Origin of the sequence: Lysinibacillus sp. KCTC 33748 (assembly GCF_002237755.1) — a bacterium.
GTDB lineage: Bacteria > Bacillota > Bacilli > Bacillales_A > Planococcaceae > Lysinibacillus.
Window position 1 is genome coordinate 37,259 of the sequence record NZ_MWSJ01000029.1, and the last position, 24,246, is coordinate 61,504.

At 37.9% G+C, this 24,246-nt stretch carries 19 protein-coding genes and 1 riboswitch; of the genes, 14 read left to right on the forward strand and 5 right to left on the reverse strand.

All coding sequences use genetic code 11. The annotated features are described in order from the left end of the window. Positions 1-69 precede the first annotated feature (69 nt). The 10 genes from B1B04_RS22795 (at position 70) to B1B04_RS22840 (ending at position 15,412) form a co-directional block, all read left to right on the forward strand. The gene (locus B1B04_RS22795) at positions 70-1,356 is read left to right on the forward strand and encodes an SEL1-like repeat protein (RefSeq protein ID WP_079563639.1); all 1,287 of its coding nucleotides are present in this window, start codon (positions 70-72) and stop codon (positions 1,354-1,356) included. Positions 1,357-1,973: 617 nt separating this feature from the next. After that, positions 1,974-3,263: a globin-coupled sensor protein gene (locus B1B04_RS22800; protein ID WP_079563657.1), complete on the forward strand. Its 1,290-nt coding sequence runs from the start codon at positions 1,974-1,976 to the stop codon at positions 3,261-3,263. Positions 3,264-3,506: 243 nt separating this feature from the next. Next, positions 3,507-4,895, forward strand: coding sequence for a protoporphyrinogen oxidase (locus tag B1B04_RS22805; RefSeq protein ID WP_079563640.1), 1,389 nt, complete (start codon positions 3,507-3,509; stop codon positions 4,893-4,895). A gap of 125 nt (positions 4,896-5,020) precedes the next feature. Further along, a riboswitch (SAM riboswitch) is annotated at positions 5,021-5,120 on the forward strand. A 341-nt stretch (positions 5,121-5,461) separates the two neighbouring features. Continuing rightward, complete coding sequence (locus B1B04_RS22810; protein WP_079563641.1) at positions 5,462-7,309, forward strand: bifunctional homocysteine S-methyltransferase/methylenetetrahydrofolate reductase; 1,848 nt, start codon at positions 5,462-5,464, stop codon at positions 7,307-7,309. Beyond that, positions 7,302-10,733 (forward strand): methionine synthase, encoded by a 3,432-nt coding sequence (gene metH / locus B1B04_RS22815; protein ID WP_079563642.1) that lies wholly within the window; start codon positions 7,302-7,304, stop codon positions 10,731-10,733. The genes B1B04_RS22810 and metH overlap by 8 nt, the downstream gene beginning before the upstream one ends. Before the next feature lie 73 nt (positions 10,734-10,806). Beyond that, entirely contained in the window at positions 10,807-11,307 is a 501-nt protein-coding gene (locus B1B04_RS22820) for a GNAT family N-acetyltransferase (protein ID WP_079563658.1), read from the forward strand. Between the two features lie 443 nt (positions 11,308-11,750). After that, positions 11,751-12,782, forward strand: a complete 1,032-nt coding sequence (desA, locus tag B1B04_RS22825) for a Delta(5) desaturase DesA (RefSeq protein WP_079563643.1) — start codon at positions 11,751-11,753, stop codon at positions 12,780-12,782. A gap of 138 nt (positions 12,783-12,920) precedes the next feature. Next, on the forward strand, positions 12,921-14,069 hold the full coding sequence (locus B1B04_RS22830; protein WP_481817196.1) for a sensor histidine kinase: 1,149 nt from the start codon (positions 12,921-12,923) through the stop codon (positions 14,067-14,069). 16 nt (positions 14,070-14,085) lie between these two features. Beyond that, positions 14,086-14,697 carry a response regulator transcription factor gene (locus tag B1B04_RS22835; protein ID WP_079563644.1) on the forward strand — a complete coding sequence of 204 codons (612 nt, stop codon included), beginning with the start codon at positions 14,086-14,088 and terminating at the stop codon, positions 14,695-14,697. 172 nt (positions 14,698-14,869) lie between these two features. Then, a complete protein-coding gene (locus B1B04_RS22840) occupies positions 14,870-15,412 on the forward strand; it encodes a hypothetical protein (protein ID WP_079563660.1) in 543 nt (180 codons plus the stop codon). Between the two features lie 237 nt (positions 15,413-15,649). Here the strand turns inward: B1B04_RS22840 and B1B04_RS22845 are convergent, their stop codons facing one another. From B1B04_RS22845 to B1B04_RS22855, 3 genes are all read right to left on the reverse strand, one after another. Beyond that, positions 15,650-16,624: a proline dehydrogenase family protein gene (locus B1B04_RS22845; RefSeq protein ID WP_079563645.1), complete on the reverse strand. Its 975-nt coding sequence runs from the start codon at positions 16,622-16,624 to the stop codon at positions 15,650-15,652. Between the two features lie 78 nt (positions 16,625-16,702). Further along, positions 16,703-17,455: an ABC transporter permease gene (locus B1B04_RS22850; RefSeq protein ID WP_079563646.1), complete on the reverse strand. Its 753-nt coding sequence runs from the start codon at positions 17,453-17,455 to the stop codon at positions 16,703-16,705. After that, a complete protein-coding gene (locus B1B04_RS22855; RefSeq protein WP_079563647.1) occupies positions 17,452-18,183 on the reverse strand; it encodes an ABC transporter ATP-binding protein in 732 nt (243 codons plus the stop codon). Before B1B04_RS22855 ends, B1B04_RS22850 begins: the two co-directional genes overlap by 4 nt. Positions 18,184-18,287: 104 nt before the next feature. On the opposite strand from B1B04_RS22855, the gene B1B04_RS22860 reads away from it, so the two are divergent. Beyond that, a complete protein-coding gene (locus tag B1B04_RS22860; protein WP_079563648.1) occupies positions 18,288-18,788 on the forward strand; it encodes a methylated-DNA--[protein]-cysteine S-methyltransferase in 501 nt (166 codons plus the stop codon). Positions 18,789-18,881: 93 nt separating this feature from the next. On the opposite strand, the gene B1B04_RS22865 is transcribed toward B1B04_RS22860, so the two are convergent. Next, on the reverse strand, positions 18,882-20,177 hold the full coding sequence (locus B1B04_RS22865) for an ammonium transporter (protein ID WP_079563649.1): 1,296 nt from the start codon (positions 20,175-20,177) through the stop codon (positions 18,882-18,884). A gap of 13 nt (positions 20,178-20,190) precedes the next feature. Further along, positions 20,191-20,532, reverse strand: a complete 342-nt coding sequence (locus B1B04_RS22870; RefSeq protein WP_079563650.1) for a P-II family nitrogen regulator — start codon at positions 20,530-20,532, stop codon at positions 20,191-20,193. A gap of 312 nt (positions 20,533-20,844) precedes the next feature. Between B1B04_RS22870 and B1B04_RS22875 the strand changes: the two genes are divergently transcribed. The 3 genes from B1B04_RS22875 (at position 20,845) to B1B04_RS22885 (ending at position 23,974) form a co-directional block, all read left to right on the forward strand. Then, a complete protein-coding gene (locus tag B1B04_RS22875) occupies positions 20,845-22,305 on the forward strand; it encodes a nicotinate phosphoribosyltransferase (RefSeq protein WP_079563651.1) in 1,461 nt (486 codons plus the stop codon). Between the two features lie 22 nt (positions 22,306-22,327). Further along, positions 22,328-23,152, forward strand: coding sequence for an ammonia-dependent NAD(+) synthetase (gene nadE, locus B1B04_RS22880; RefSeq protein WP_079563652.1), 825 nt, complete (start codon positions 22,328-22,330; stop codon positions 23,150-23,152). Positions 23,153-23,653: 501 nt separating this feature from the next. Next, positions 23,654-23,974, forward strand: coding sequence for an NAD synthetase (locus B1B04_RS22885; RefSeq protein WP_079563653.1), 321 nt, complete (start codon positions 23,654-23,656; stop codon positions 23,972-23,974). Positions 23,975-24,246: the final 272 nt, after the last annotated feature.

Consider the following 24,246-nt stretch of genomic DNA (forward strand, 5'->3'; position numbering starts at 1 on the left):
AGTGCAAAGTAGCGACAGCAACAATTATGCCAAGGTGAAATTGATAGTAGTGTGCGAGGGGGGAAACGAATGTATGGGCAATTTTTAGCAAAAAAAAATAAAGAGCGAATAGGGTCCCTACAAAAGCTCGCGCAAACACAAGATACGTGTTTTGCGCAAAACATTGATTTGATAGCAGTCAAAGAAGTACAGTTAGCAGCCTTGCACAAAATTGTATATCAAGTTGTGCAGGGGCTATTGAAAAAAAAACAACAACGACATTTACAAATTATTCATCCAGAACAGACACAGTCAGTACAGGAGAATGTGCTAACGCTTTTAGCTGAATATGATGATTTACTGCGTGAAGCAATTCCACTCCCTATTTATATTTTCATTTGGCAAATTTCTTCATTGGAGAAGTTAGCTAATTGCGTTGAGGTTGTTGATGATGTACTTGATATATTGGAATGGTATTTTATTCATCAAAATGAGCAAGTTGAAGCATTTGACGAAGAAGATCTTGATCATGAAGTAATCATTGACTTATACAAAGATGCCATCGAGGAACAGGATGCGGATGTACAGTTTCAACTTGGTGAATATTATAGTGCAATCGACGGGACATATTTCCAACCAGAAAAGTCCGTGAAGTGGTTCGAGTTAGCAGCATCACAAGATAATGCTGATGCACAATATGCACTAGGTAATTTTCACTTTGAAGGTATAGGTGTAGAAGAAAACTATAACATGGCTTTTTCGCTGTACGAGGCTGCAGCAAAGCAAGGGCATCCAGATGCCGCGAATAATTTAGCGGATATGTATTTTAACGGTGAGGGAGTGCCAGAAAATTTGGTACTTGCGAAGAAGTGGTTCGAATTTGCCGCACAACAAGGTGTGGCAGAGGCCATGTTTACACTCGGAATTATATACGAGCAGGGATTAGGAGTCGACAAAGACGAGGCGCAAGCTTGTAGCTATTATAAAAAATCTGCTGAAGTAGGCTATGTTGAGGCACAATATAGGCTTGGAGGTATCTATCTAGAGGGTCGGTTAGGGCAACCGAAAGATGTGAACCGTGGATTATATTGGTATGAAAGAGCAGCAAAGCAATATCATGTCGATGCCTTTTATGATTTGGGCTTTATTTGGAGCAAAGGGTTAACAGGTATACGGAATATTGAAAAAGGTATTCATTGGTTTAAACAGGCCGCCCTTCAAGGTGATTCGGAAGCAAAATTACAACTAGGGCACATATACAATAAAGGAGAAGGAATAGCTAGAAATATTAAAGAGGCTATAAAATGGTATGGACTTGCAGCAGATGCAGGAAGTGCGGAGGCGGCAATTTTACTGCAAGAATTGAAAGGAAAGTAAGTATTTTTTATTAAAAAGTAATAGGTTTTTAGAATTAATTATCGCTATTTGTTGAATGGATAATAAGTTTCAATTCAGGTGCGATAGATAGGTATATATTATCAGTTGTGATTGGTGGTAAAAATATCAATATAATAAAGTGGTATTACCTCGAACTAAAACAAAGGAAAAATAAGCATAAAAAAAACAGAGATGATGTCAATTGGCTACCCAAAAGTATTGTGGTAGCTTTTTTTCTGTTTTAGATAATAAGTAAGACAACAGGTACTTTTTGTTCAATTAATGGTAAAAAATGTATATTTGAAAATTGACAGCTATTTATAAAATGTATAAGGTATATGAGGGATTTTGAAAGGTAGTTAGTAGCGATAGCTAATTATAAAGTTACCATTTTTAGTTGATTGTAGCCCGTAACAAAAGACAGAGTCACAGGTAATATATATATAAATATCCTGAGGGTGTTCTCACTAAAAGTTAGGGATGACAATTCCACAGGAAGGCGCCTAGCCCGAATGGAAATCAATTCTACTTTATGGTGATGTTTTTTTATTTTTTAGTGAATGGAATTAAATTTTTCTCAGCTTTTAAAAGTACACGGCATGAAAGAGGGTAAATGTGTGATTTTTCAAAAACAGAGAAAGACAACGGCGTTAGATTTAGAGCAATACATTGTAAAAATGGATATAGCGAATCGCCATTCAATAAAAAAGCAAATTGATTTGCTTAAATTGACGAAGCGGGATTTACAATATTTAAAAGCCTTTCAACCTTTTGTAGAAGGCAATATTGATAACATTGTTAATCGATTTTATGAAATGATTGTAACTGAACGTACTCTAGTAGATATTATTAATAAACATAGTTCTGTAGAGAAGCTGAAAATTACTTTAAGACGTCATATTATTGAAATGTTTAATGGTACGATTGATGATGATTTTTATCAAAGAAGAGTTAAAATTGCTAAAGTACATGTACATATCGGGCTTAAAACACAATGGTATATTTGTGCTTTTCAAGATTTAACGGCATCATTTATTGACTTAGTTGAAGAACATGTTCATCATCCAATGGATCAACTTAATACAATTAGGGCTATCTCGAAAATATCTAATTTTGAGCAACAGTTAGTTTTAGAGGCTTTTGAGCATACCATTGAGCAACTTCATGAAAAAATAGAACGTAGAAAAGAAGTAATAGAGAAAAAGATCGTAGCGTCTTCGGAAGGTCTTGCCACAATATCATTGGAAACAAACAACTCGTTTTATCGCTTAAGCGAACAATCGGATGAAATTAAACAACTGGCAAAAAAATCACTTCAAGTGTCGACTATGGCTGAGAGTCAGGCATTAGAGGGTCGTGAACGATTAAAGAATCAATCGCAAAATATGAGTAATATTATTAACTCGCTTGATGGTATAGCGGAAAATATTACACAGTTGGCAGATATGTCAAGGGAAATGGAATCGATTATGAATGTTGTGACAAATATTGCTAATCAAACAAACTTGTTGGCTTTAAATGCGGCAATAGAAGCGGCTCGCGCTGGAGAAGCGGGTAAAGGCTTTAGTGTTGTTGCAGATGAAGTGAGAAAGCTATCGATTCAAACAAAGGAATCTGTCACATCGGTTGCGACTTTACTACATAAAACGAATGAGCGGACTGATAAACTTGTTCACTCGCTTAGTAATATTCAAGAAGAGGTAACTTCTGGTGAGGAAAATATGGTTCAAACGGAAGGTCAATTTACTAACATATTGGACGCTATGACCGAAGCCAAAGAACAAAATGGACAGATGGAAAAAGAAGTACAAGCAATAGTAGAAGTACTAAGTCAATTAGGTATTGCTTTTAATGAAGTGAAAAATTCCGCTGAAGAACTAGCTAGTTTTGCACAAAATTTAAATTAATGAAGTGAAAAGCTATAAATAACACTATATCAACTATTAATATATACGATCCGCTAGGTAGATAAAAGATACCGGTGAAAATATGCTGTTAAATTCAATATATACTAATTGAACATAGAAAAAAATGGAGCTATCCCATGTGCTGGATAGCTCCATTTTTGCTAAATTTGTAAAGGGTTTAACGTAATTTTCGATAAAAAAAGTTTATACTGAAATTAAGAACTAAAAATAGGGGCGGTTAATATGAAAACAGTTGTTGTATTAGGTGGCGGAATTACGGGTTTGTGTACGATGCATTATTTACAACGCCAAGTTCAGGAGAAAAACTTACATGTAAAGCTTGTACTCGTTGAAAAAAATACATACCTTGGTGGCAAGCTTCATTCTGCATATGAACAAGGCTTTATCTTGGAAACAGGTGCTGATTCTATAGTAGCGCGTCATAAAGGTGTTATGGAATTAGTAGAAGAACTTAATTTTGAACAAAATCTTGTGTATAACGAAACGGGTGTTTCGTATATTTACACAAATAATGAGCTACATGCTATCCCAGCGGATTCAACGTTTGGTATTCCTATGAGCTTACAATCTCTTGAGGAAAGCACGCTTGTATCAGAGCAAGGTAAAAAAGAAGCATTAACGGATTTAACCATGCCAAATGAAGGGTTTACTAAGGAAAGTTCGATTGGGGAATTTCTAACGTACTATTTAGGTGAGGAGCTTGTTCAAAACCAAATAGCGCCCGTACTTGCAGGTGTATATTCGGGAGATTTAAATCAACTTTCAATTGCTTCCACTTTACCGTATTTAATCGATTACAAAAACGATTACGGTAGTATTATTAAAGGCTTTGATGCAAACAGGGAACAATTTTTGAAAGCCGCTAATAAAAAATTTATTTCATTTAAAAATGGTTTATCATCACTAATTGATCGACTTGAAGAAACATTAACGGATGTAGAAATTATAAAAGGGATTGCCACTACAAGTGTTAAAAAGCAGGAGAATCAGTACTCCGTTACATTAGCAAGCGGTAAAATAATTGAAGCAAATCATGTTGTCATGGCACTGCCAAATGAAGCGGTACAAAGCTTAGTGCAGGATGAATCTTTGAACGGCTATTTTGAACAATTCAATACTGCATCCGCCATTACGATTTACTTAGGGTTTGATGTACCCGATAATAGATTACCGGCGGATGGAACAGGCTATATTGCGTCACATAATTCAGATGTTATTTGTAATGCAGCAACGTGGACAAGTCGCAAGTGGAAACACACGTCAGCAGAAGGAAAATTACTAGTTCGACTTTTTTATAAGAGCATTAACCCTGAGTATGAGAGATTGCGTTTGATGTCAGATGAAGAGTTAGCAGCGGTTGCTCTAGAGGATGTAAGAAAAAGCTTGGGTATTGAGGAAACACCAACAATTGTGGATGTGACAAAATGGATCGACCAAATGCCAAAATATGATTTGGCACATCGTGAAGCGTTGCAAGGTCTCGTACAAGAGCTTGAGAAAAACTATCCGAATTTATCAATAGCGGGGTGCTCTTATTTCGGAGTAGGCATAGGTGCGTGTATTCAAAATGGTAAAAAAATTGGTGAGGAGCTTGCTGAAAAACTATCGTAATTGTTTGATTTAAATCAAAATCTGGTATTTTTCGTGAAGTTTTACCTCTGTTCTGTGAAATAGTCTTGACTCAATCGTTCGTAAACGATATGATTCTTTTAATTATTTAAAAAATTCATACAACATTCTTATCAAGAGAAGCTGAGGGACTGGCCCTATGAAGCTTCAGCAACCAACTTATTGTCAGGTGCTAAATCCAGAGGACCATAGTGTCGAAGATGAGAAGGAAAAAACAATGACGAAACGTTAAAGCCTTCTTTTTTTGTAAAAGAAGGCTTTTTTATTTTAACTTCTTTCAGCGGGTACCAAATATCCACTGAAAGAAGTTAAAGCCTCCGGCGGTTGTCACGGAATCGGAAAGGAGTGCTTTGGGGATGTTAGCCTAAAACCATCGCACCCATGCGATAATGGCTAACTGACCTGCATCGGTAAAAACGCCACCTCCTGTGGCATTACCGAAATGACCGACATCGTGTCGGCCCTCGTGCAGGCCTAAGCACAAAGCCGATTCCGGATGCAATTATGCCGAGGCATAATTGATAAATAAAGGAAGAGAGGCTAGTTTTATGGGATTGCTTGAAAGGTTAAAAACGCATGTTCTTACAGCAGATGGTGCAATTGGTACAGTTTTATACGGCTATGGCTTGGAGTATTGCCACGAGGAAATGAATATACAAAGACCTGAATTAATTGAAAAGATTCATAGAGAGTATATAGCGGCAGGTGCCGATATTATTCAAACGAACACTTACGGAGCTAATGCCATAAAATTAGCCCGCTATGGATTAGAATCTCGTGTGCAGCAGTTTAACGAAGCTGCTATAACGATTGCAAAACGAGCAGCGGCAGATGGTGGACAATTTGTCTTAGGTACTATTGGGGGAATCCGTGGTATTCGAAAAAGCGATGCAACGTTAGAGGAAATCTTAGCAACAGTTGATGAGCAGGCAACCGTTTTACTTGCAGGAAATCCAGATGGTCTTTTACTGGAGACATATTATGATTTTGAAGAGTTAACAGCGACTTTAGGAATGCTACGAGCTAAAACGAAATTACCGATTATTGCTCAAATTTCTATGCACGAACCAGGGATTTTACAAAATGGAATGAGCTTAAATAACGCTTTACATGAACTTGAAGCGCTAGGTGCTGATCTCGTAGGTGTTAACTGTCGCTTAGGTCCCCACCATACAATACAAGCATTTGAAGTTGTAGAGCTTCCTAAGAAAGCATTTATGTCAGCGTATCCGAATGCGTCTCTTCTTGATGTAGAGGATGGCCGTGTCGTTTATGAGTCGGAGGCAGATTATTTTGGTCGAGCAGCTGTAGAGCTTCGTGATCAGGGGGTACGTTTAATTGGTGGTTGTTGTGGTACGACACCAAAGCATATTGCTGCAGCGAAAAAGTACTTAGAGGAGTTATCCCCAGTCGAAGAAAAGTATGCAAAGCCAGAAAAAGTAGAGATTGTCCGTGAGGCTGAGCCAGCAAATTACGAACCATTACATGTAAAAGTAAAACGTGAACGCTCCGTTATAGTGGAGTTAGATACACCAAGACATTTAGAAATTGAAGGCTTTATTGCAGGAGCAAGAAAAATATATGAGGCGGGCGCAGATGTAGTCATGATGGCAGATAATTCACTTGCTTCCCCAAGGATTAGTAATGTCGCAATGGGTGCCTTACTGAAAGAAACACACGGGGTACGACCGTTAACTCATATAACATGCCGGGATCGTAATTTAATTGGACTTCAATCACATTTAATGGGATTAAATGCACTAGGCATTCACGATATTTTAGCAGTGACTGGAGATCCGACGAAGGTGGGCGATTTTCCAGGGGCCACAAGCGTTTATGACGTATCTTCAATGGAGCTAATCCAATTAATAAAACAGTTAAATGAAGGTGTATCTTTCTCGGGGAAACCACTTCGTAAAAAGGCGAATTTCTCTGTAGCGGCAGCCTTTAATCCTAATGTACGTGTACTAGATCGCGCGGTATCTCGATTAGAGAAGAAAATTGAATATGGCGCAGATTATTTTATTTCGCAGCCTGTTTATACAAAGGAAAAAATCGTGGAAATTTACGACGCGACAAAGCATTTAGAAACACCAATTTATATAGGCATTATGCCAGTAACGAGCTATAAAAGTGCGGAGTTTTTACATCATGAAGTGCCAGGTATCAAACTATCCGATGATGTGTTAACCCGTATGAAGGAATGTGGCGATGATAAAGAACGCGCAACACTAGAAGGAATTGCAATTGCTAAGGAATTAGTAGAAGTAGCAGCGGAATATTTCAATGGTATTTACCTCATCACACCATTTTTACGCTATGACATGACACTAGAATTGATGAAATTTATTGAGCAATTGGATGAACAGAAAAAAGGGGTAAGTATAAATGGCTAAGCACTTGATTGAAGAACAACTAGAGAAACGAATTTTAATTCTTGATGGCGCAATGGGTACAATGCTACAAAATGAAAATTTATCAGCAGAGGATTTTGGCGGCGAGGAATATGATGGCTGTAATGAAAATCTCGTGCTAACTAGACCAGATGTGCTTGAAAAAATTCATAGAAAATATTTAGAAGCTGGAGCAGATATTATTTGTACAAATACATTTGGAAGTACACCACTTGTATTAAATGAATATGATCTTGGTGCGAAGGCAGAAGAAATCAATACACGTGCTGTGGAAATTGCACGCAAAGTAGTAGATGAGTTTTCTACATCCGATTGGCCACGTTTTGTAGCGGGGGCTATGGGACCAACTACAAAAACCTTGTCAGTTACAGGTGGTATTACATTTGATGAGTTAGAGGAAAACTTCTATGTTCAGGCCAAGGCATTAATCGAAGCCGGAGCCGACGTTCTGTTGCTAGAAACTAGTCAGGATATGTTGAATGTTAAGGCAGGAACATTGGGGGTATCTCGTGCTTTTAAGGCAACTGAAAAAGAGCTGCCTGTGATGATATCGGGAACAATTGAACCGATGGGAACAACATTGGCCGGTCAAACAATTGATGCTTTTTATATTTCCATCGAGCATATTAAGCCATTATCAGTTGGCTTAAACTGTGCAACTGGACCAGAGTTTATGACGGATCATATCCGTTCACTAGCAGAGCTTTCAACAGGCTATATTAGCTGTTACCCGAATGCAGGCTTACCTGACGAGGAAGGTTGCTACCATGAGTCACCTGAATCGCTGTCACAAAAGCTAAAAGGCTTTGCAGAAAAGGGGTGGCTAAATATTATCGGAGGCTGCTGTGGTACAACCCCAGCACATATTGCTGCTATTCGAGAAGTGCTAAAGGACCAAAAGCCTCGTCAATTACCAGATGCCACACATGGTCATGTAGTTTCTGGTATCGAGCCATTGGTGTATGACGATTCTATGCGTCCGTTATTTATTGGTGAACGGACAAATGTAATCGGTTCTCGTAAGTTTAAAAATTTAATTATTGACGGGAAGTTTGAGGAAGCTGCAGAAATCGCGCGTGCCCAGGTGAAAAATGGAGCACATGTTATCGATATTTGTTTAGCAAACCCTGACCGCGATGAACTAGAAGATATGCGTGGCTTTATGCAGGAGGTTGTAAAAAAAGTAAAAGTACCTCTTGTAATTGACTCGACAGATGAAAAAGTAATTGAGGAAGCACTTAAGTTTTCTCAAGGGAAAGCGATTATTAACTCTATAAACCTAGAGGATGGCGAGGAGCGCTTTGACGCAGTTTTACCGCTAGTGAAAAAATATGGTGCTTCTTTAGTAGTGGGGACAATTGATGAGCAAGGCATGGCGGTTGATCGACAGCGTAAGCTTGAGATTGCTGAACGTTCCTATAAATTGTTAACAGAAAAGTGGGGTATTGCTCCTGAAGATATTATCTTTGACCCATTAATGTTCCCAGTAGGAACGGGAGATGAGCAGTATATTGGTTCAGCACTTGAAACGGTAGAAGGAATTCGCCTGATTAAAGAAAAAATGCCACGTACATTAACGGTACTTGGTGTTAGTAATATTTCGTTCGGATTGCCACCAGTAGGTCGTGAAGTATTAAATGCCGTATATTTATATCACTGTACACAGGCTGGATTAGATTATGCAATTGTGAATACGGAGAAGCTAGAACGTTATGCATCCATTCCTGAGGAGGAAATTAAGCTAGCCAATGATTTACTCTTCCATACAAATGATGAAACATTAGCTGTTTTCACGGATTTCTATCGTGATAAAAAGAAGGAAAAAACAGAGGCAGATATTCCAAAAACAGTAGAAGGTCGTTTAGCTTACTATATTTTAGAAGGTACAAAGGAAGGGCTTATTGAGGATCTAGATGCTGCTCGTGAAATTTTTGAAACACCGCTTGATATTATTAATGGACCATTAATGGACGGAATGGCAGAGGTTGGCCGTTTATTTAACGATAATCAGCTCATCGTAGCGGAGGTATTACAATCAGCAGGGGTTATGAAGGCAGCAGTGGCACATTTAGAGCAATTCATGGAGAAAAATGAAGAGAGTGCTGGCAAGGGGAAAATGGTACTTGCTACTGTAAAAGGCGATGTGCATGATATTGGGAAAAACCTTGTCGATATTATTTTAAGTAATAATGGCTATAAGGTAATTGATCTTGGCATTAAAGTAACACCTGCTCAGTTAATAGAAACGATTCGTAAGGAGAAGCCAGATTTCGTCGGGCTTTCAGGCTTACTTGTAAAATCAGCACAGCAAATGGTTATTACAGCTCAAGATTTCAAGGAAGCGGGTATTGATGTTCCTATTTTAGTAGGGGGAGCGGCATTATCTCGTCGCTTTACTGAAACAAAAATCGCCGGCGAATATAATGGTCCTGTCATTTATTCAAAGGATGCGATGCAAGGATTAGAGCAAGTAAATCGGTTAATGGGGAAAGGTACACGTGCGGATTTCTTAGTTGAAATTGAGGAATCTCGCAAAAAACGCTTAGAGGCAGACGAAAAAAGAGCAGCTCGCCCGGCTAAAGAAGTAACTGTTAAGCCTGTACGCACGGTAAAGGGAGCTTCTGTCTTTCTTCCGGCTGATTTGCGACGCCATGTAAAGAGAGATTATGCGGTTTCGCATTTATATCCATATGTTAATATGCGGACATTACTTGGACATCACCTAGGCTTAAAAGGTCAAGTACAGCAATTGCTTGATGCTGGCGATGCAAGGGCAACAGAGTTAAAAGATTTAGTCGACGATTATTTACAAAGTGATTTATTGAAGCCTTCGGGTGTGTATCAGTTTTTCCCTGCACAAGCCGATGGGGATGATGTAGTTGTTTATGATCCAGCAGATAGCAAAACAGAAATTGAACGATTTACCTTCCCGCGTCAGCAAGTTGAACCGTTTTTATGTCTTGCAGATTTCCTGAAAACAGTTGAAAGCGGTGAAATGGACTATATTTCCTTAATGGTAGTAACAGCTGGACAAGGGGTTATGACGAAAGCTCGTCAGCTAAAAGAGGAAGGGAAATTCCTTGAAAGTCATGCATTACAATCTACAGCACTTGAGCTTGCGGAAGGCTTTGCGGAGCGTATGCACCAAGAAATTCGTGATCAATGGGGCTTCTCGGATAAGACAGATTTTACAATGCGTGATCGTTTCGCCGCAAAATATCAAGGGCAGCGTTTTTCATTTGGCTATCCTGCATGTCCGAACTTGGAGGATCAAGAGAAATTGTTTGGCTTATTAAAACCAGAAGACATTGGTGTGCATTTAACGGAAGGCTTTATGATGGAGCCTGAAGCTTCTGTTTCAGCAATAGTCTTTGCACATCCAGATGCTCGGTATTTTAATGTGTAATGCTAGGAAAAGTGTTATAACTTTATGTAAAGAGGTTAAAGCCGCGGCATAATTGAAGTAGGACGTGAGCATGATGATTCGATTAATGGAAGAGAAAGATTTACCTGGTGTTTTAGATATTTACAATGACATTATTTTAACGAGCAAAGCCGTTTATCGATATGAAACTCAATCGTTAGAAGAAAAAAGACGATGGTTCAAGGACCAGCAAGCAATCGGTAATCCACTGCTAGTCTTTGACGTCAATGGCACAGTAGCCGGCTTTGCAACATATAGTCAGTTCCGTCCATATCCAGGCTATAAGCACACAATGGAGCACTCTGTATATGTGCATAAAGATCATTATCAAAAGGGAATAGCTATCCAATTAATGTATGAGCTTATTCGAATTGCTAAAGAGCAAGATGTGAAAACACTCGTAGCGGGCATTGATGGTGAAAATATCGGGAGCATAAAAGTACATGAAAAACTAGGTTTCGAATATGCGGGGACAATAAAAAACGCAGGCTACAAATTTGGACAGTGGCTAGATCTTGTATTTTATCAGCTACAGTTAACTGGACCAAAAGTGTAGAAAGTATTCGACATGACATATCTTTTCAGCTTGCCTACTCATATCAATGCCACATTCTTATCACCAAAAGTTGAAGATGAAATACGCGTTGTATAATAGGTTGATTTGAGTGTAGGCTGGGCGCCCAGGAAGCTTTGCTCTGTGCGAAAGCGTAGCGACAGCAACAACAAATGTTTTAACTGTGCGAAAGCGTAGCGACAGCAACAACAAATGTTTTAACTGTGCGAAAGCGTAGCGACAGCAACAAAGCGCCCAGCCGGAACGGAAATCAACTCCACTTTATAGTGATGAGCCATATTAATTTATATTTATTCCTTTGTACACATTATAAAAGGATATGACAAATGTCATATCCTTTTTATGATGTTTGCTTCTGTTGCATGATTGTACTCTTGTTTTATGATGAGGTCATAAGAAAAAAAGGAAACGAGGGAGTAAATATAATGGCAACAGATAAAGAAAAAACAAAAAAACTGCGCCAAGATGTAGCACCATTTGCGAAATCTGATACGGCTAAAAGTATCTTTCAAATGGTTAATACGATTATACCTTTAATTGCCCTTTGGGTAGCTGGCTATATGTTAGTGGATGTTTCACCATGGTTAACAGTTGGGTTAAGTGTAATTTCTGCTGGATTTGTCGTACGAACTTTTATTATTTTCCATGATTGTACACACGGCTCATTTTTCAAAAGTAAAAAAGCAAACGACTGGGTTGGTTTTGTAACTGGGGTGTTAACATCATTCCCATATGAAAAATGGAAACGTGAGCATACAATTCACCACGCAACTAGCTCGAACTTAGATAAGCGTGGTATCGGTGATATTGATATGATGACAGTGGAAGAATTTATACAAGCATCTAAAGGGCAACGTTTATGGTATCGTTTTTACCGTAATCCATTCGTAATGTTTGGCTTAGGTCCACTGTTTATGGTGTTAATTTTAAACCGTCGTAATCGAAATGATGCTAAACAGAAAGAACGTATTAATACGTATTTAACAAATGTAGCCATCGTAGGAATCTGTGCAGCCTTAATTTTCTTTATGGGATGGCAAGCATTTTTATTAGTGCATGTAGTAACATTGTTTGTGGCTGCTTCTCTTGGCATTTGGTTATTTTTTATCCAACATACGTATGAAGATTCTTATTTTGAGCATGACTCAGAGTGGGATTATGTAAAGGCTGCTGTTGAAGGTAGCTCGTATTATAAATTACCAAAGCTATTACAATGGGTTACAGGCAATATTGGTTTCCACCATGTACACCATTTAGCTCCTCGTGTACCGAACTATAATCTTGAAAAGGCGCATAATGACATACCGCCATTACACACTGCAACGACAATTACGTTACGTACAAGCTTAGAATCATTACGCTACAAGTTGTATGATGAAGAGCAAGGCAAGTTTGTAACCTTTAAAGACGTTAATGAAATAATTAAGCGAAAAGAAAGAGGCAGTTTAGCTGCTTAGTAAAATTTTTCAGCCATCTCTTCTAAGGGATGGCTGTTTTACGTAAACATTGTACAACAGGCTCAGTAAACATCATGTGGAGGCATAAAATAAATTTTCTTGTTATAATGAGGGAAAAGTAGGAAAGAGCGTGAGATTATGTTGAGGAAATGGCAAAGTATTATTCCGAATAGTCCAATGCTCAGTATATATTTATGGATTATTTTCTGTTTCCTACCGTTTTTCTTCATTTTTAGAAAATCATCTTATCTAGAAATATCAATTGGCATTACATTTTTAATGCTATATTTTATTTTCTACCGATTTTCCATGAATTCGAAAAACGGTCTTGTTTATATGTGGATTAGCTTTGAAATGGTTATTAATATCGTTATGACGATATTGTATGGTTATGTGTATTTATCAATTTTCACAGCTTTCTTTATTGGAAATCTTCGTAAACCGGTTGGCTTCTTTATTATATACGGTCTACATATTGGCTTTACGGTTATTTCTACAGGTGTTGGCTTTTTTGTTGAGCTACAGTTATTTTTATCACAACTACCATTTGTTGTTTTAACAATTTTAGCGGTTGTGCTTCTCCCACTAACGATTTATTCAAAAAATAAACGCGAAAATTTAGAAGGTCAGCTTGAGACTGCTAATGAACGAATAGCTGAGTTAATTGTTTTTGAAGAACGCCAACGTATTGCTCGGGATTTACATGATACGCTCGGTCAAAAGTTGTCGATGATAGGCTTAAAAAGCGACTTAGCTTCAAGATTAATTGAACGTGATCCACAGCAGGCTCTAACAGAGATTAAGGATATTCGTCAAACGGCGAGTATCGCATTAAAAGAAGTACGTGAATTAGTATCGGGTATGCGAACGGCTAGGTTTGAGGACGAACTTTTGCGTATTGCCCAAATATTAAAGGCTGCTGAAATGGAATTTGTATTTGATGGTGATAAAGATGCATTACAAGTTCCACCGCTTGTAGAAAATGTATTATCCATGTGCTTAAAAGAGGCAGTCAATAATGTCGTTAAACATAGTGGTGCTACAAAATGCGAAATTGCCTTCCATCAAAATTTTAAGGAAGTATATTTAGTTGTTCGTGATAATGGGCAAGGAATCACCAAAAAACAAGCATGGAAAACGGGTAACGGATTAAAGGGAATGCGAGAACGGTTAGAGTTTATAAACGGTTCTTTTAAAATCGAAAGTGAAGAGGGCACTACATTAACAGTGTCGATTCCAGTGGCGATTACGCATCAGAAGGTCAAAGAAAATCTGAAGAACATATAGAAATGAGGACTGTGACATGATACGAATTGTAATTGCTGAAGATCAGGGTATGCTATTAGGCGCACTCCGTTCATTACTTAGTATGGAGGATGATATGGAGGTCGTCGGCTTAGCAAAAAATGGTGAGGAAGCATTGGCGCTTGTTGAAGAGCATCAGCCTGATATTTGTATTATGGATATTGAAATGCCAGTAAAAACTGGATTGGATGCTGCCGAGGAACTGCATGCCTCAGGTTCTAATTGTAAAGTGATTATATTAACGACATTTGCAAGGCCAGGTTATTTTGAGCGTGCAAGAAAAGCCAGCGTTCGTGGCTATTTACTAAAGGATAGTCCGATAGAAGAATTGGCCAGTGCCATTCGGACAATTATGGACGGCAGAAGAATATATGCGCCTGAACTCGTTGATTTTGTCTATGAGGATGATAGTGAAAATCCTTTAACTGACCGCGAGAGCCAGGTACTGACACTTGTTGCAGAGGGCAAGACGACAAAAGAAATTGCTGCAGAATTGTTTTTATCAGCAGGAACTGTCCGCAACTATATCTCCACTATTTTAGAAAAATTAAATGTTGGAAATCGTATTGAAGCCATCGCTCGTTTTAAGGAAAAAGGGTGGAATAAGTAGTAATACACTTATACTAAGAAAAAAATAAGAAAAAAATAGACAAAAGGCATTGAATAATTAAAATTCAGTGCCTTTTGTCATTATAAAAGAATAATTGATATTGTATATTTTAACTACTAATGATAATATTTAGTAAAAGTAAAACGTTTTAATGGGAAGGATGGAAATGATTATGAAAAAAATTTCAAAAATTACTTCAATAGCTTTTTTAGCAACAACATTTGTCGTGACAAGCGCAAATCCTTCAGCCGTTTTGGCTGCAAGCAACGATATAGTTGAGACAGATTCATCTATCCCATTAGAAAGTAGTATGGATCAAGCTGTTCAGGCAGCATTAGTTGGACCTGAAATCAAAAAACTAAATGTACTAGGTCATGAATTTAATGTAAAACCTGTTTCTATTTCGAAAATGGATCATCTAACAGTTGTAAATGGGCAAATATCCCATCACTTAAGCTGGCGTCCAGATGATCAGCTATACTATCGCATTGAAAAAGAAAACGGAGAAGTAAAACAAGTGGAGATCAAAATTGATCGAGGCGGATGGACAAGTTTATCTGCTCCGTTTATTGCTACATTAGCGCAAAAAAATGATATCCCGATTACGCTAGAAATGATCCAAGAGCTTGGGCAAAAATTAGGTAGTCTTATTGATGGTAAATGGGAGTATGCAGCAGAAGCCATTGTTTCTACCATTGCTTTACATGTTGAATAATATAAAACTTTAATCAGTGGGGCTTTTCATCACCCTCACTGATTATTTTTATTACACGTTTTCAATATATTTCCGATAAATGGAATTTTACTTGCGAGAACAACAGATAAACTGAGAATCTGAAATAAATCAGTAAGTGAGGGAAGCGGTTTAGTGTTTGCCTGTGGAAAGTACGTTCTTGAAAGAATAAAGCCAGAAGCTTAATCAATTAAGCTTCTGGCTTCATTATGTTAGACCTTATTTTTTACGTTTTGTTAAACGTCCAAGAACGAATGCACCTGCTGCTACAGCGAGGACTGTGTTCGTTTTTTTCGTAAATACTTGTTTTGTAACAAGATTAAGATTTTGAGGACGCTCCGCTAAACGGCGCATAAAGTAGCCGTACCAATCTTCGCCGAATGGTACATATACACAGAAGTTATAGCCTTCTTTTGCAAGCTCTTTTTGCAAATCTGTACGGAAGCCGTAAAGCATTTGGAATTCGAATTTATCTAGTGGAATATTATTGTCCTCTACAAAGCGTTTTACGTGTGCAATAACATTATGGTCATGTGTTGCGATGGACGTAAATTTACCATGTAGTAAATGATATTCAATTAACTCAATGAAATTTAAATCAATATCTAATTTATCTTGGAAAGCAACCTCTACAGGCTCCTTATAAGCACCTTTTACGATACGAAGGCGATAGTCCTGGAATTTTTCAATATCGTCTTTTGCACGGTAAAAATAAGATTGGATAACAGTACCCACATTATTAAACGTTTTGGAAAGCTCTTCAACCATATCGAAAGAAGTTTGTAAACGATCATAGTCTTCCATGTCAAAGTTTACGAATATATCATATGCTGCTGCTTTTTCTACAATTTCATATAAGTTGTCGTAGCAAAAATCAACATCAATATCTAAACCTAATTGAGATGGCTTTAACGAAATATGCGCATCAACGCTATTTTCGTGAATAGCCTCGATAACAGCAAGGATTTGTTCTTTAGCTTTTGTTGCTTCTTCTTCGGTTGAAACAAATTCCCCTAAATTATCTACTGTACAAGAGATATTATGCGCGTTTAGCTCTTTGATACTAGCAATCGTTTCTTCAATATTTGTACCAGCTACTACACTTTGTGCTCCTAATTTTAGGCCATATTTTTTTGCAGTACTATTTAATAGTTGGTTTTCAGATAAATGGATGAAAAAATCGCGTAATAACATGGTCATTCTCCTCACTGCTGCATTTTTCTTTTTATTATAACATAATTTAGAAAATATATATTGTTTTTAATATAACGATTATTTCGTTTCAAGAACTTGCATGCGTTCATTAAAAAGTGCAGGATAACTTAAAAAACCAATCATTATGCTTGATAATGTCGCTGCTGTTAGCAGGGCGAAAATGATTAATAGTTGGAATTGCACCGCATGAATAGGGTCTGCTCCACCGATTATTTGGCCACTCATCATACCTGGTAATTGAACAAGACCAATTGTTTTTTGGCTTTCAATCGTAGGAATCATACTTGCTTTTATCGCCTGCATTAGCTGTCGATGAATAGCCTGTTTTGGTGTGCCGCCAAGCGATAATATTAACTCAATTTCGTTCTGATGACTTGCAATTTCTGATGTAAAACGATTTAAAAACAGTACTGATAATACCATTGAATTACCAATCATCATGCCGCTAATTGGAATAATATATTGCGCTGTTGATGGTACAATATCAAAACCAAGCAATACCCCTTGTGTAACACATTCAACGGTAATGAGAGTTACTGCTATTTTCCATGTAATGCCTTTAATGCCTTTCCCTTTTTTACGAGCATTGAGTGTTGCTGCTAAAATCATTAATGCAATCATGAGGAAGATATAAATATAGCTTTGAGCATCGAAGACAAATTTTAAAATGTAACCGACGGCAAGTAATTGAATAATAGAACGAATAGTAGCGATGAGAGTATCTTTTTCAAGTCCTAGCTTTAAGGTTTTTGACAGTAGAAGTGGAATTAACACAAAAATTAACGTTAAGGAAAGCGAAGTATACGTCATTCATTCACCCCCTGTACAAATTCAGCGACACGTGGATTTTTAGGTGCGTGAAGTAAGGAGCTTTGTCCAGTTTCAATTAGTTCCCCATCCATCATGACCCATGTAAAGTGGCCGATTGTTAGTGCTTGCTGTAAATTATGAGTAATCCAAATTATTGTGACATTAAACTTTTTATTGATTGTAGCAATAAGCGTCTCAATTTCTTGCACGGATTGACGGTCTAGTGCAGATGTAATTTCATCTAGCAATAAAATGGAGGATTGATTAATAAGTGTTCTAGCAATAGAAACTTTTTGTCGTTGTCCACCTGATAATTTATTCGTAGGGCGTTGTAAAAAGCTTTGATCAAGTCCGACATCATGTAAATATTGGATCGCTTCCTGCTCTGTAAGCTTTTCTCCTTGTAACGAGCGAGGAAGTGCAAGATTATCAAATACAGAACCTTCTATCATAGGGGCCGCTTGAAGAGCCATACTCACATGTCTTCTTAAAGCGGTTGGTTCATATGTAGAAATGTTTTGATTATCAATTAATATTTGACCATCAGTAGGTGATAATAGTCCATTGCACAATTTAAGTAGAGTTGTTTTACCAGCACCTGAAGGGCCGACTAATGTAGTGATTTTTCCTTTAGGGAATGACCCAGTAATTGATCGTAAGATTGTCTTGTCATTCGCTGAAAAGCTAACCTGTTGAAAGTGAATGGCAGGCTCATATGACGTATTCATAAAGTTAAAACTCCTTTATACTAATAGGTAAAATAACTGTAGCATGAAACAAAGGGAAGCTAAAGTTATTTAACATTGGGTAATAAAGTTAAGGGGGATAGAGAATGGATATATTATATGTAGATACTTTAACATATGCACAAGGCACAATGTATATCATTGCCTCAGATGATGGACTAGTATATATCGGAACACCAAATGCGCCATTCGAAGAGGTGGAAGTGTGGGCGAAAAAGCCATTTAAAGGCTTTCGTTTTGAAGAAAATAAAGAAAAGTTACAGCAATATGTTAAGCAATTATCGGCTTATTTCAATAAGGAACTTACTGAGTTTGATTTACCAATACATGTTAAAGGGACGCCATTTCAACTAGCAGTATGGGATGCTTTGAAGGAACTACCGTATGGTACAACTACAACATACTCAGATATTGCACACCGTATCGGCAATCCGAAAGCAGTAAGAGCTGTAGGTAGTGCAATCGGCGCCAATCCAATATTAGCGATTATTCCTTGTCATCGTGTGATTGGCAAAGATGGTAAACTAACCGGCTTCCGTAGTGGGCTTGCTATGAAAGAATTTTTACTGGAGCTAGAGAGAGCATAAAACAAGAATCTGCATAACCTTTGGGGAAACAGTTGGCCGAAGAGATTGCAGATTCTTGTTTTTTGTATTAAAGAAGATGGAGTTCAATAAATACTATACATGTTCTTCTTGGACATTGTTATTTGCTTTACCGAAATGAGTTAAACGATGAGCAAATGTTTCTCCTCGCATTGCAGAGCCCTTGAAAATATCCTGAAACTCATAAGCCGGAGCACCGTGTTCGATGACATCTAGGCCAGTGACTTCATCTTCAGCAGAAACTCGTAATGGGACAAATGCTTTTATAATAAGTAAACCAGCAGCTACTGAAACGCTAACCCAAGCAATGGTAGCAATAACCCCAATCGCTTGCACTCCTAATTGGCCGAAACCTCCTCCATAAAATAATCCTTGACCACCAATATCAAACAAGCCAACTGCTAGAGTACCCCAAATACCACAGATACCATGGACGGCGATGGCACCAACAGGATCATCGACTTTTAATTTCCATTCAATGAAGCGGACGCCCTCGACCAATAATGGAGCAGCAATTAATCCGATAATGAGTGAACCGACAATACTAACATTAGCTGCACCAGCGGTAATACTTACAAGCCCTGCTAAAGCACCGTTTAATGTGAGTGACCCATCGATATGACCATATCGAAATTTCGTATAAAGGGCTGTAACCACAACACCAGTAGCGGCAGCGAAAAATGTATTTGCAATTACGCTAGGAACAAGTTTAGGATCAGCAGCTAATGTTGAGGCACCATTGAAGCCAAACCAACCAAACCAAAGTAAAAATACGCCTAAAGCTCCTAATGGAATACTATGTCCTGTAATAACGTTAACACGACCATTTTCATATTTACCGAGACGAGGACCGACCATTACCGCAGCTACAAATGCCGCAACTGCACCTGTTAAATGTACAACGGTTGATCCAGCAAAGTCGATAAAACCAAGATTTGTTAACCATCCATGACCGCTCCAAACCCAATGACCAACAACAGGATAAACAAGTAACGACATGAGAATAATTACGCAAATATAAGCAAAAATATTAGTACGTTCTGCCACTGCTCCAGATAAAATTGTTGCTCCAGTTGCTGCAAACATCGTTTGGAAAATAAAGAGGGAAAGATCATCTACACCATTTAAGGCAAAGCCACTTGTACCGAAGATACCGCCAACTGAATCACCAAACATAATAGCGTAACCACAGAGAAAATAGACAATGCCGCCAAGTGATATAGTTAGGAAGTTTTTCATAATAATATTGACTGCGTTTTTTGAGCGTGTAAAGCCTGCTTCAACCATTGCAAATCCTGCATGCATAAAGAATACTAAAATTGTACCGAGCATCATCCAAACTAAATTTATAGATATTGTTATCTCATCCATATATATCGCCCCCTTATTCTACTGCAATTGATCCGACTTCTTTTGTACGGATACGAATTGCTTGTTCTATTGGAAAAATGAAGATTTTGCCATCTCCAACCTTGCCAGTTGCTGCCTTACGTAATAAAACTTCAACAATGGAATCTACTTTTTCATCATCAACAATCATTTCTAATTTCAACTTCGACAAAAATTCAATTTCGTAGGTATTTCCACGAAATAACCCTGTACGCCCTAATTGACGACCGCAGCCAGCAATTTCTGAAACACTGAGCCCTGCAATTCCTTCCTGTGCAAGACCATCCCTGACCGCGCCGAAAACTTCGGGACGGATGATTGCTTCTATTTTTTTCATCCATATCAGCTCCTTGAGTAAATTTAATTTACATGTTAAAACGCTATGAAAAACGGCGCAATAATTATTTGAATATTCATGTTACGTTTTATTACATGTAATAATTCGACTTTCGTAATAGTTTGTTGAAAATGTTTTAAAAAGGGGAATGAAAGCGGTATTAAAAAGTATGTCTAAAATGTGAAAGTTTCTAAATTTTCTGATTATTAATGTGAGGAAACCTGACATTAAAGTTAGAGGATGTAATACGCAAGAATTTGGGTATATAGTGTATACTAGGACTAATTATCAAAGCGGAAGAAGGGTTTTCTTGTGAGATCAAATTATGCAGATGATAGCTTAGCGCTACACACAGACTTGTACCAAATCAATATGGCAGAATCATATTGGGCGGATGGTATACATAATAGAAAAGCGGTTTTCGAATTATATTTTAGAAAGTTACCGTTTGGCAATGGCTATGCAATTTTTGCGGGATTAGAGAGAATTCTTGAGTATTTACGTGATTTTCATTTCAGTGATTCGGACATAGCGTATTTGCGTGAAGAGGTTGGGTATAAAGAAGATTTTATCGAATATTTAAAAAATATTCGTTTTACAGGGGATATGTATTCGATGGTGGAAGGGGAAACGGTTTTCGCTAATGAACCGATTGTCCGCATCGAAGCACCTTTAGTGGAAGCGCAGTTAATTGAAACTGCATTACTTAACATTGTGAATTACCAAACATTAATTGCAACGAAGGCTAGTCGTATTAAACAAATTATAAAAAATGAAGTGGCGATGGAGTTCGGCACACGACGCGCGCATGAGATGGATGCAGCGATTTGGGGAACGCGTGCAGCGTTTATAGGCGGTTTTGCTTCAACTAGTAATGTGCGAGCAGGTAAACTTTTCAACATTCCGGTATCTGGTACACACGCGCATGCACTTGTACAGGCCTATAAAAATGATTATGATGCATTTCATTCTTATGCAAAACGCCATCGTGATTGCGTATTCCTTGTAGATACTTATAATACGTTGAAATCGGGTGTGCCAACAGCAATCAAAGTGGCAAAAGAGCTTGGTGACAGCATTAATTTTATTGGAATTCGTTTAGACAGTGGGGATATTGCTTTCTTGTCAAAAGAAGCACGACGTATGTTAGATGAAGCAGGTTTCCCGAACGCTAAAATAATCGTATCGAATGACTTAGATGAATACACGATCTTAAACTTAAAGGCTCAAGGCGCAAAAGTTGATGTGTGGGGAATTGGTACGAAGCTCATTACCGCTTATGACCAACCTGCTTTAGGGGCTGTTTATAAAATGGTGGCGATAGAAAATAACGATGGACAATTAGAAGATACGATTAAAATTTCAGCGAATACTGAAAAGGTAACGACGCCAGGCCTTAAAAATGTATATCGTATTATTGATAGAAAGAATGGCAAGGCAGAGGGAGATTACATTACAATGCACGATGAAAATCCTCAATCAGAGAAACGCATTAAAATGTTCCATCCTGTTCATACATTCGTATCAAAATTTGTTACAAACTTTGAAGCTAAAAACCTACATCAACAAGTGATTAAAAATGGCGAAATACAATATCAAAATCCTACTTTGGAAGAAATGCGCGATTATGCAGCAGATAATTTAGAACTGCTATGGGATGAATATAAACGTGCTATGAATCCTGAGGAATACCCAGTCGATCTAAGCCAAAAATGCTGGAATAATAAAATGCGCAATATTGAAGAAGTAAGTGAAATGGTCAATCGCTTGTAAAGCGTAAGGAGTGAAGGACAAAATGACATTACAACAAGAAATCATAAAGGAATTACGTGTATTACCTACTGTCGATGCGCAGGAAGAGATTCGCAAATCCATTGATTTTTTAAAGGAATATGCGCGTCGTTATAGTTTTGTAAAGGGATTTGTTCTCGGAATATCAGGTGGTCAAGACTCCACATTAACTGGAAAGTTAACGCAGCTTGCGGTCGATGAATTAAATGCCGAGATGGGAGAAGCGAAGTACTCATTTTGGGCTGTTCGCTTACCATATGGTGTGCAAGCAGATGAAAAGGACTGTCAAGATGCGATTGACTATATCAAACCTACGGAAACTTTTACAGTAAGCATTAAAGATGCAGTCGATGCAAGTGTTAGAGGATTAACGAATGCAGGTATTGAACTAAGCGATTTTGCAAAAGGGAATGAAAAGGCACGTGAGCGAATGAAGGTGCAATATTCTATCGCTGCTATGAATAATGCTGTTGTGCTTGGGACAGATCATGCTGCGGAGGCAATTACAGGTTTTTACACAAAATTTGGGGATGGCGGTGCAGATTTAATGCCTATCTTCCGTCTCAACAAGCGTCAGGGTAAGCAGTTGTTAGCGGCACTTGATTGCCCAGAGCACTTATATTTAAAAATACCAACTGCTGACTTAGAGGAAGATCGTCCTTCATTACCTGATGAAGAAGCGCTTGGTTTAACGTATGACCAAATTGATGATTATTTAGAGGGGAAGGCTATCCCTGAAGAAGCTCGTAAAATATTAGAAGGGCATTATTTACGTTCACAGCACAAACGCCATATGCCAATTACAATATTTGATGATTTTTGGAAGTAATTTATATTTGAGATTCATTACCAAAATATAGGGATGATAGTTATTAAAGCATCTACTATGTAGATAAGTTGATCTTCGCTACGGGGGGATCAGCGATAGAGGAACGAAGGTTAAGAACATCACGTCCTGTGATAACGCCTTCGTGACCAACATCGGTTGGCCCGAGACCATGCAGCGTAGCGGACGTTTTCTGTGCGAAAGCGAAGCGGCAGCAACAACAAATGTTTTAACTGTGCGAAAGCGAAGCGGCAGCAACAAATGTTTTAACTGTGCGAAAGCGAAGCGGCAGCAACAAAGCTCCTAGCCGGAACGGAAATCAACTCCACGTTATTGATGATGAGTAATATTTGGGAAAAGAGTTATAAAAAAGTGATGACCACTTTTGAAAATAACTCTTTTCTATTTTTTTAAGCAATTTGGTTCTGTATTATTAAGTTCGAGCATATAATGTCGATATATATACCTACAAAGTTGATAAAAAGTAAAGGAGGGTAATTATTTATGAGGACTTCTAGAGTAAGTTCGACGACTAGTAGTATATTTCGTAATGAACAACAGTATTTACATGCTGGAGATTTAAGCCATAATTTCGGACAAAATCCGAAGAAACAGTTTAAAAACAGTTTGCTAAAGAATAAAGGTAAAAAGCAATTAAGTAATAATAGACAAATCCAACAGCAACGTCCAAATAATGTAGCAGCTAGTTTTGTGGACAATGCTTACGATTTACAAATACGTAATGAATTAAATGAAACTGCTGTTAAGCTAAATCTGGTCAGCAAGCAAAAGAAGTTTCTCAATAGTTACCGTTCTTCTATATAACATCATAAATTCAAGCTCTCTACATCATTCAGGATGTAGGGAGTTTTTTGTGTTGAAAACCAAAATGGTGTCAATACAATATTTACGAATGTTTCCTATATATCATGAAATCATTTGCTGCTGCTAAGTTAGCGCTACGCTTTCGCGCAAAAAACATCTGTTGGCCCGAGACCCTGTAGCGAAGCGGCAGCAACAAATGTTTTAACTGTGCGAAAGCGAAGCGGCAGCAACAAATGTTTTAACTGTGCGAAAGCGAAGCGGCAGCAACAAAT

Bases quoted from the DNA above. Each gene is read 5' to 3' on its own strand.
- B1B04_RS22810 (WP_079563641.1), top strand. From the start codon at position 5,462: ATGGGATTGCTTGAAAGGTTAAAAACGCATGTTCTTACAGCAGATGGT.
- B1B04_RS22835 (WP_079563644.1), top strand. From the start codon at position 14,086: ATGATACGAATTGTAATTGCTGAAGATCAGGGTATGCTATTAGGCGCA.
- B1B04_RS22840 (WP_079563660.1), top strand. From the start codon at position 14,870: ATGAAAAAAATTTCAAAAATTACTTCAATAGCTTTTTTAGCAACAACA.
- B1B04_RS22860 (WP_079563648.1), top strand. From the start codon at position 18,288: ATGGATATATTATATGTAGATACTTTAACATATGCACAAGGCACAATG.
- B1B04_RS22845 (WP_079563645.1), bottom strand. From the start codon at position 16,624: ATGTTATTACGCGATTTTTTCATCCATTTATCTGAAAACCAACTATTA.
- B1B04_RS22850 (WP_079563646.1), bottom strand. From the start codon at position 17,455: ATGACGTATACTTCGCTTTCCTTAACGTTAATTTTTGTGTTAATTCCA.
- B1B04_RS22805 (WP_079563640.1), top strand. From the start codon at position 3,507: ATGAAAACAGTTGTTGTATTAGGTGGCGGAATTACGGGTTTGTGTACG.
- nadE (WP_079563652.1), top strand. From the start codon at position 22,328: ATGACATTACAACAAGAAATCATAAAGGAATTACGTGTATTACCTACT.
- B1B04_RS22870 (WP_079563650.1), bottom strand. From the start codon at position 20,532: ATGAAAAAAATAGAAGCAATCATCCGTCCCGAAGTTTTCGGCGCGGTC.
- B1B04_RS22795 (WP_079563639.1), top strand. From the start codon at position 70: ATGTATGGGCAATTTTTAGCAAAAAAAAATAAAGAGCGAATAGGGTCC.
- B1B04_RS22865 (WP_079563649.1), bottom strand. From the start codon at position 20,177: ATGGATGAGATAACAATATCTATAAATTTAGTTTGGATGATGCTCGGT.
- metH (WP_079563642.1), top strand. From the start codon at position 7,302: ATGGCTAAGCACTTGATTGAAGAACAACTAGAGAAACGAATTTTAATT.
- B1B04_RS22820 (WP_079563658.1), top strand. From the start codon at position 10,807: ATGATTCGATTAATGGAAGAGAAAGATTTACCTGGTGTTTTAGATATT.
- B1B04_RS22885 (WP_079563653.1), top strand. From the start codon at position 23,654: ATGAGGACTTCTAGAGTAAGTTCGACGACTAGTAGTATATTTCGTAAT.
- B1B04_RS22830 (WP_481817196.1), top strand. From the start codon at position 12,921: ATGTTGAGGAAATGGCAAAGTATTATTCCGAATAGTCCAATGCTCAGT.
- B1B04_RS22855 (WP_079563647.1), bottom strand. From the start codon at position 18,183: ATGAATACGTCATATGAGCCTGCCATTCACTTTCAACAGGTTAGCTTT.
- desA (WP_079563643.1), top strand. From the start codon at position 11,751: ATGGCAACAGATAAAGAAAAAACAAAAAAACTGCGCCAAGATGTAGCA.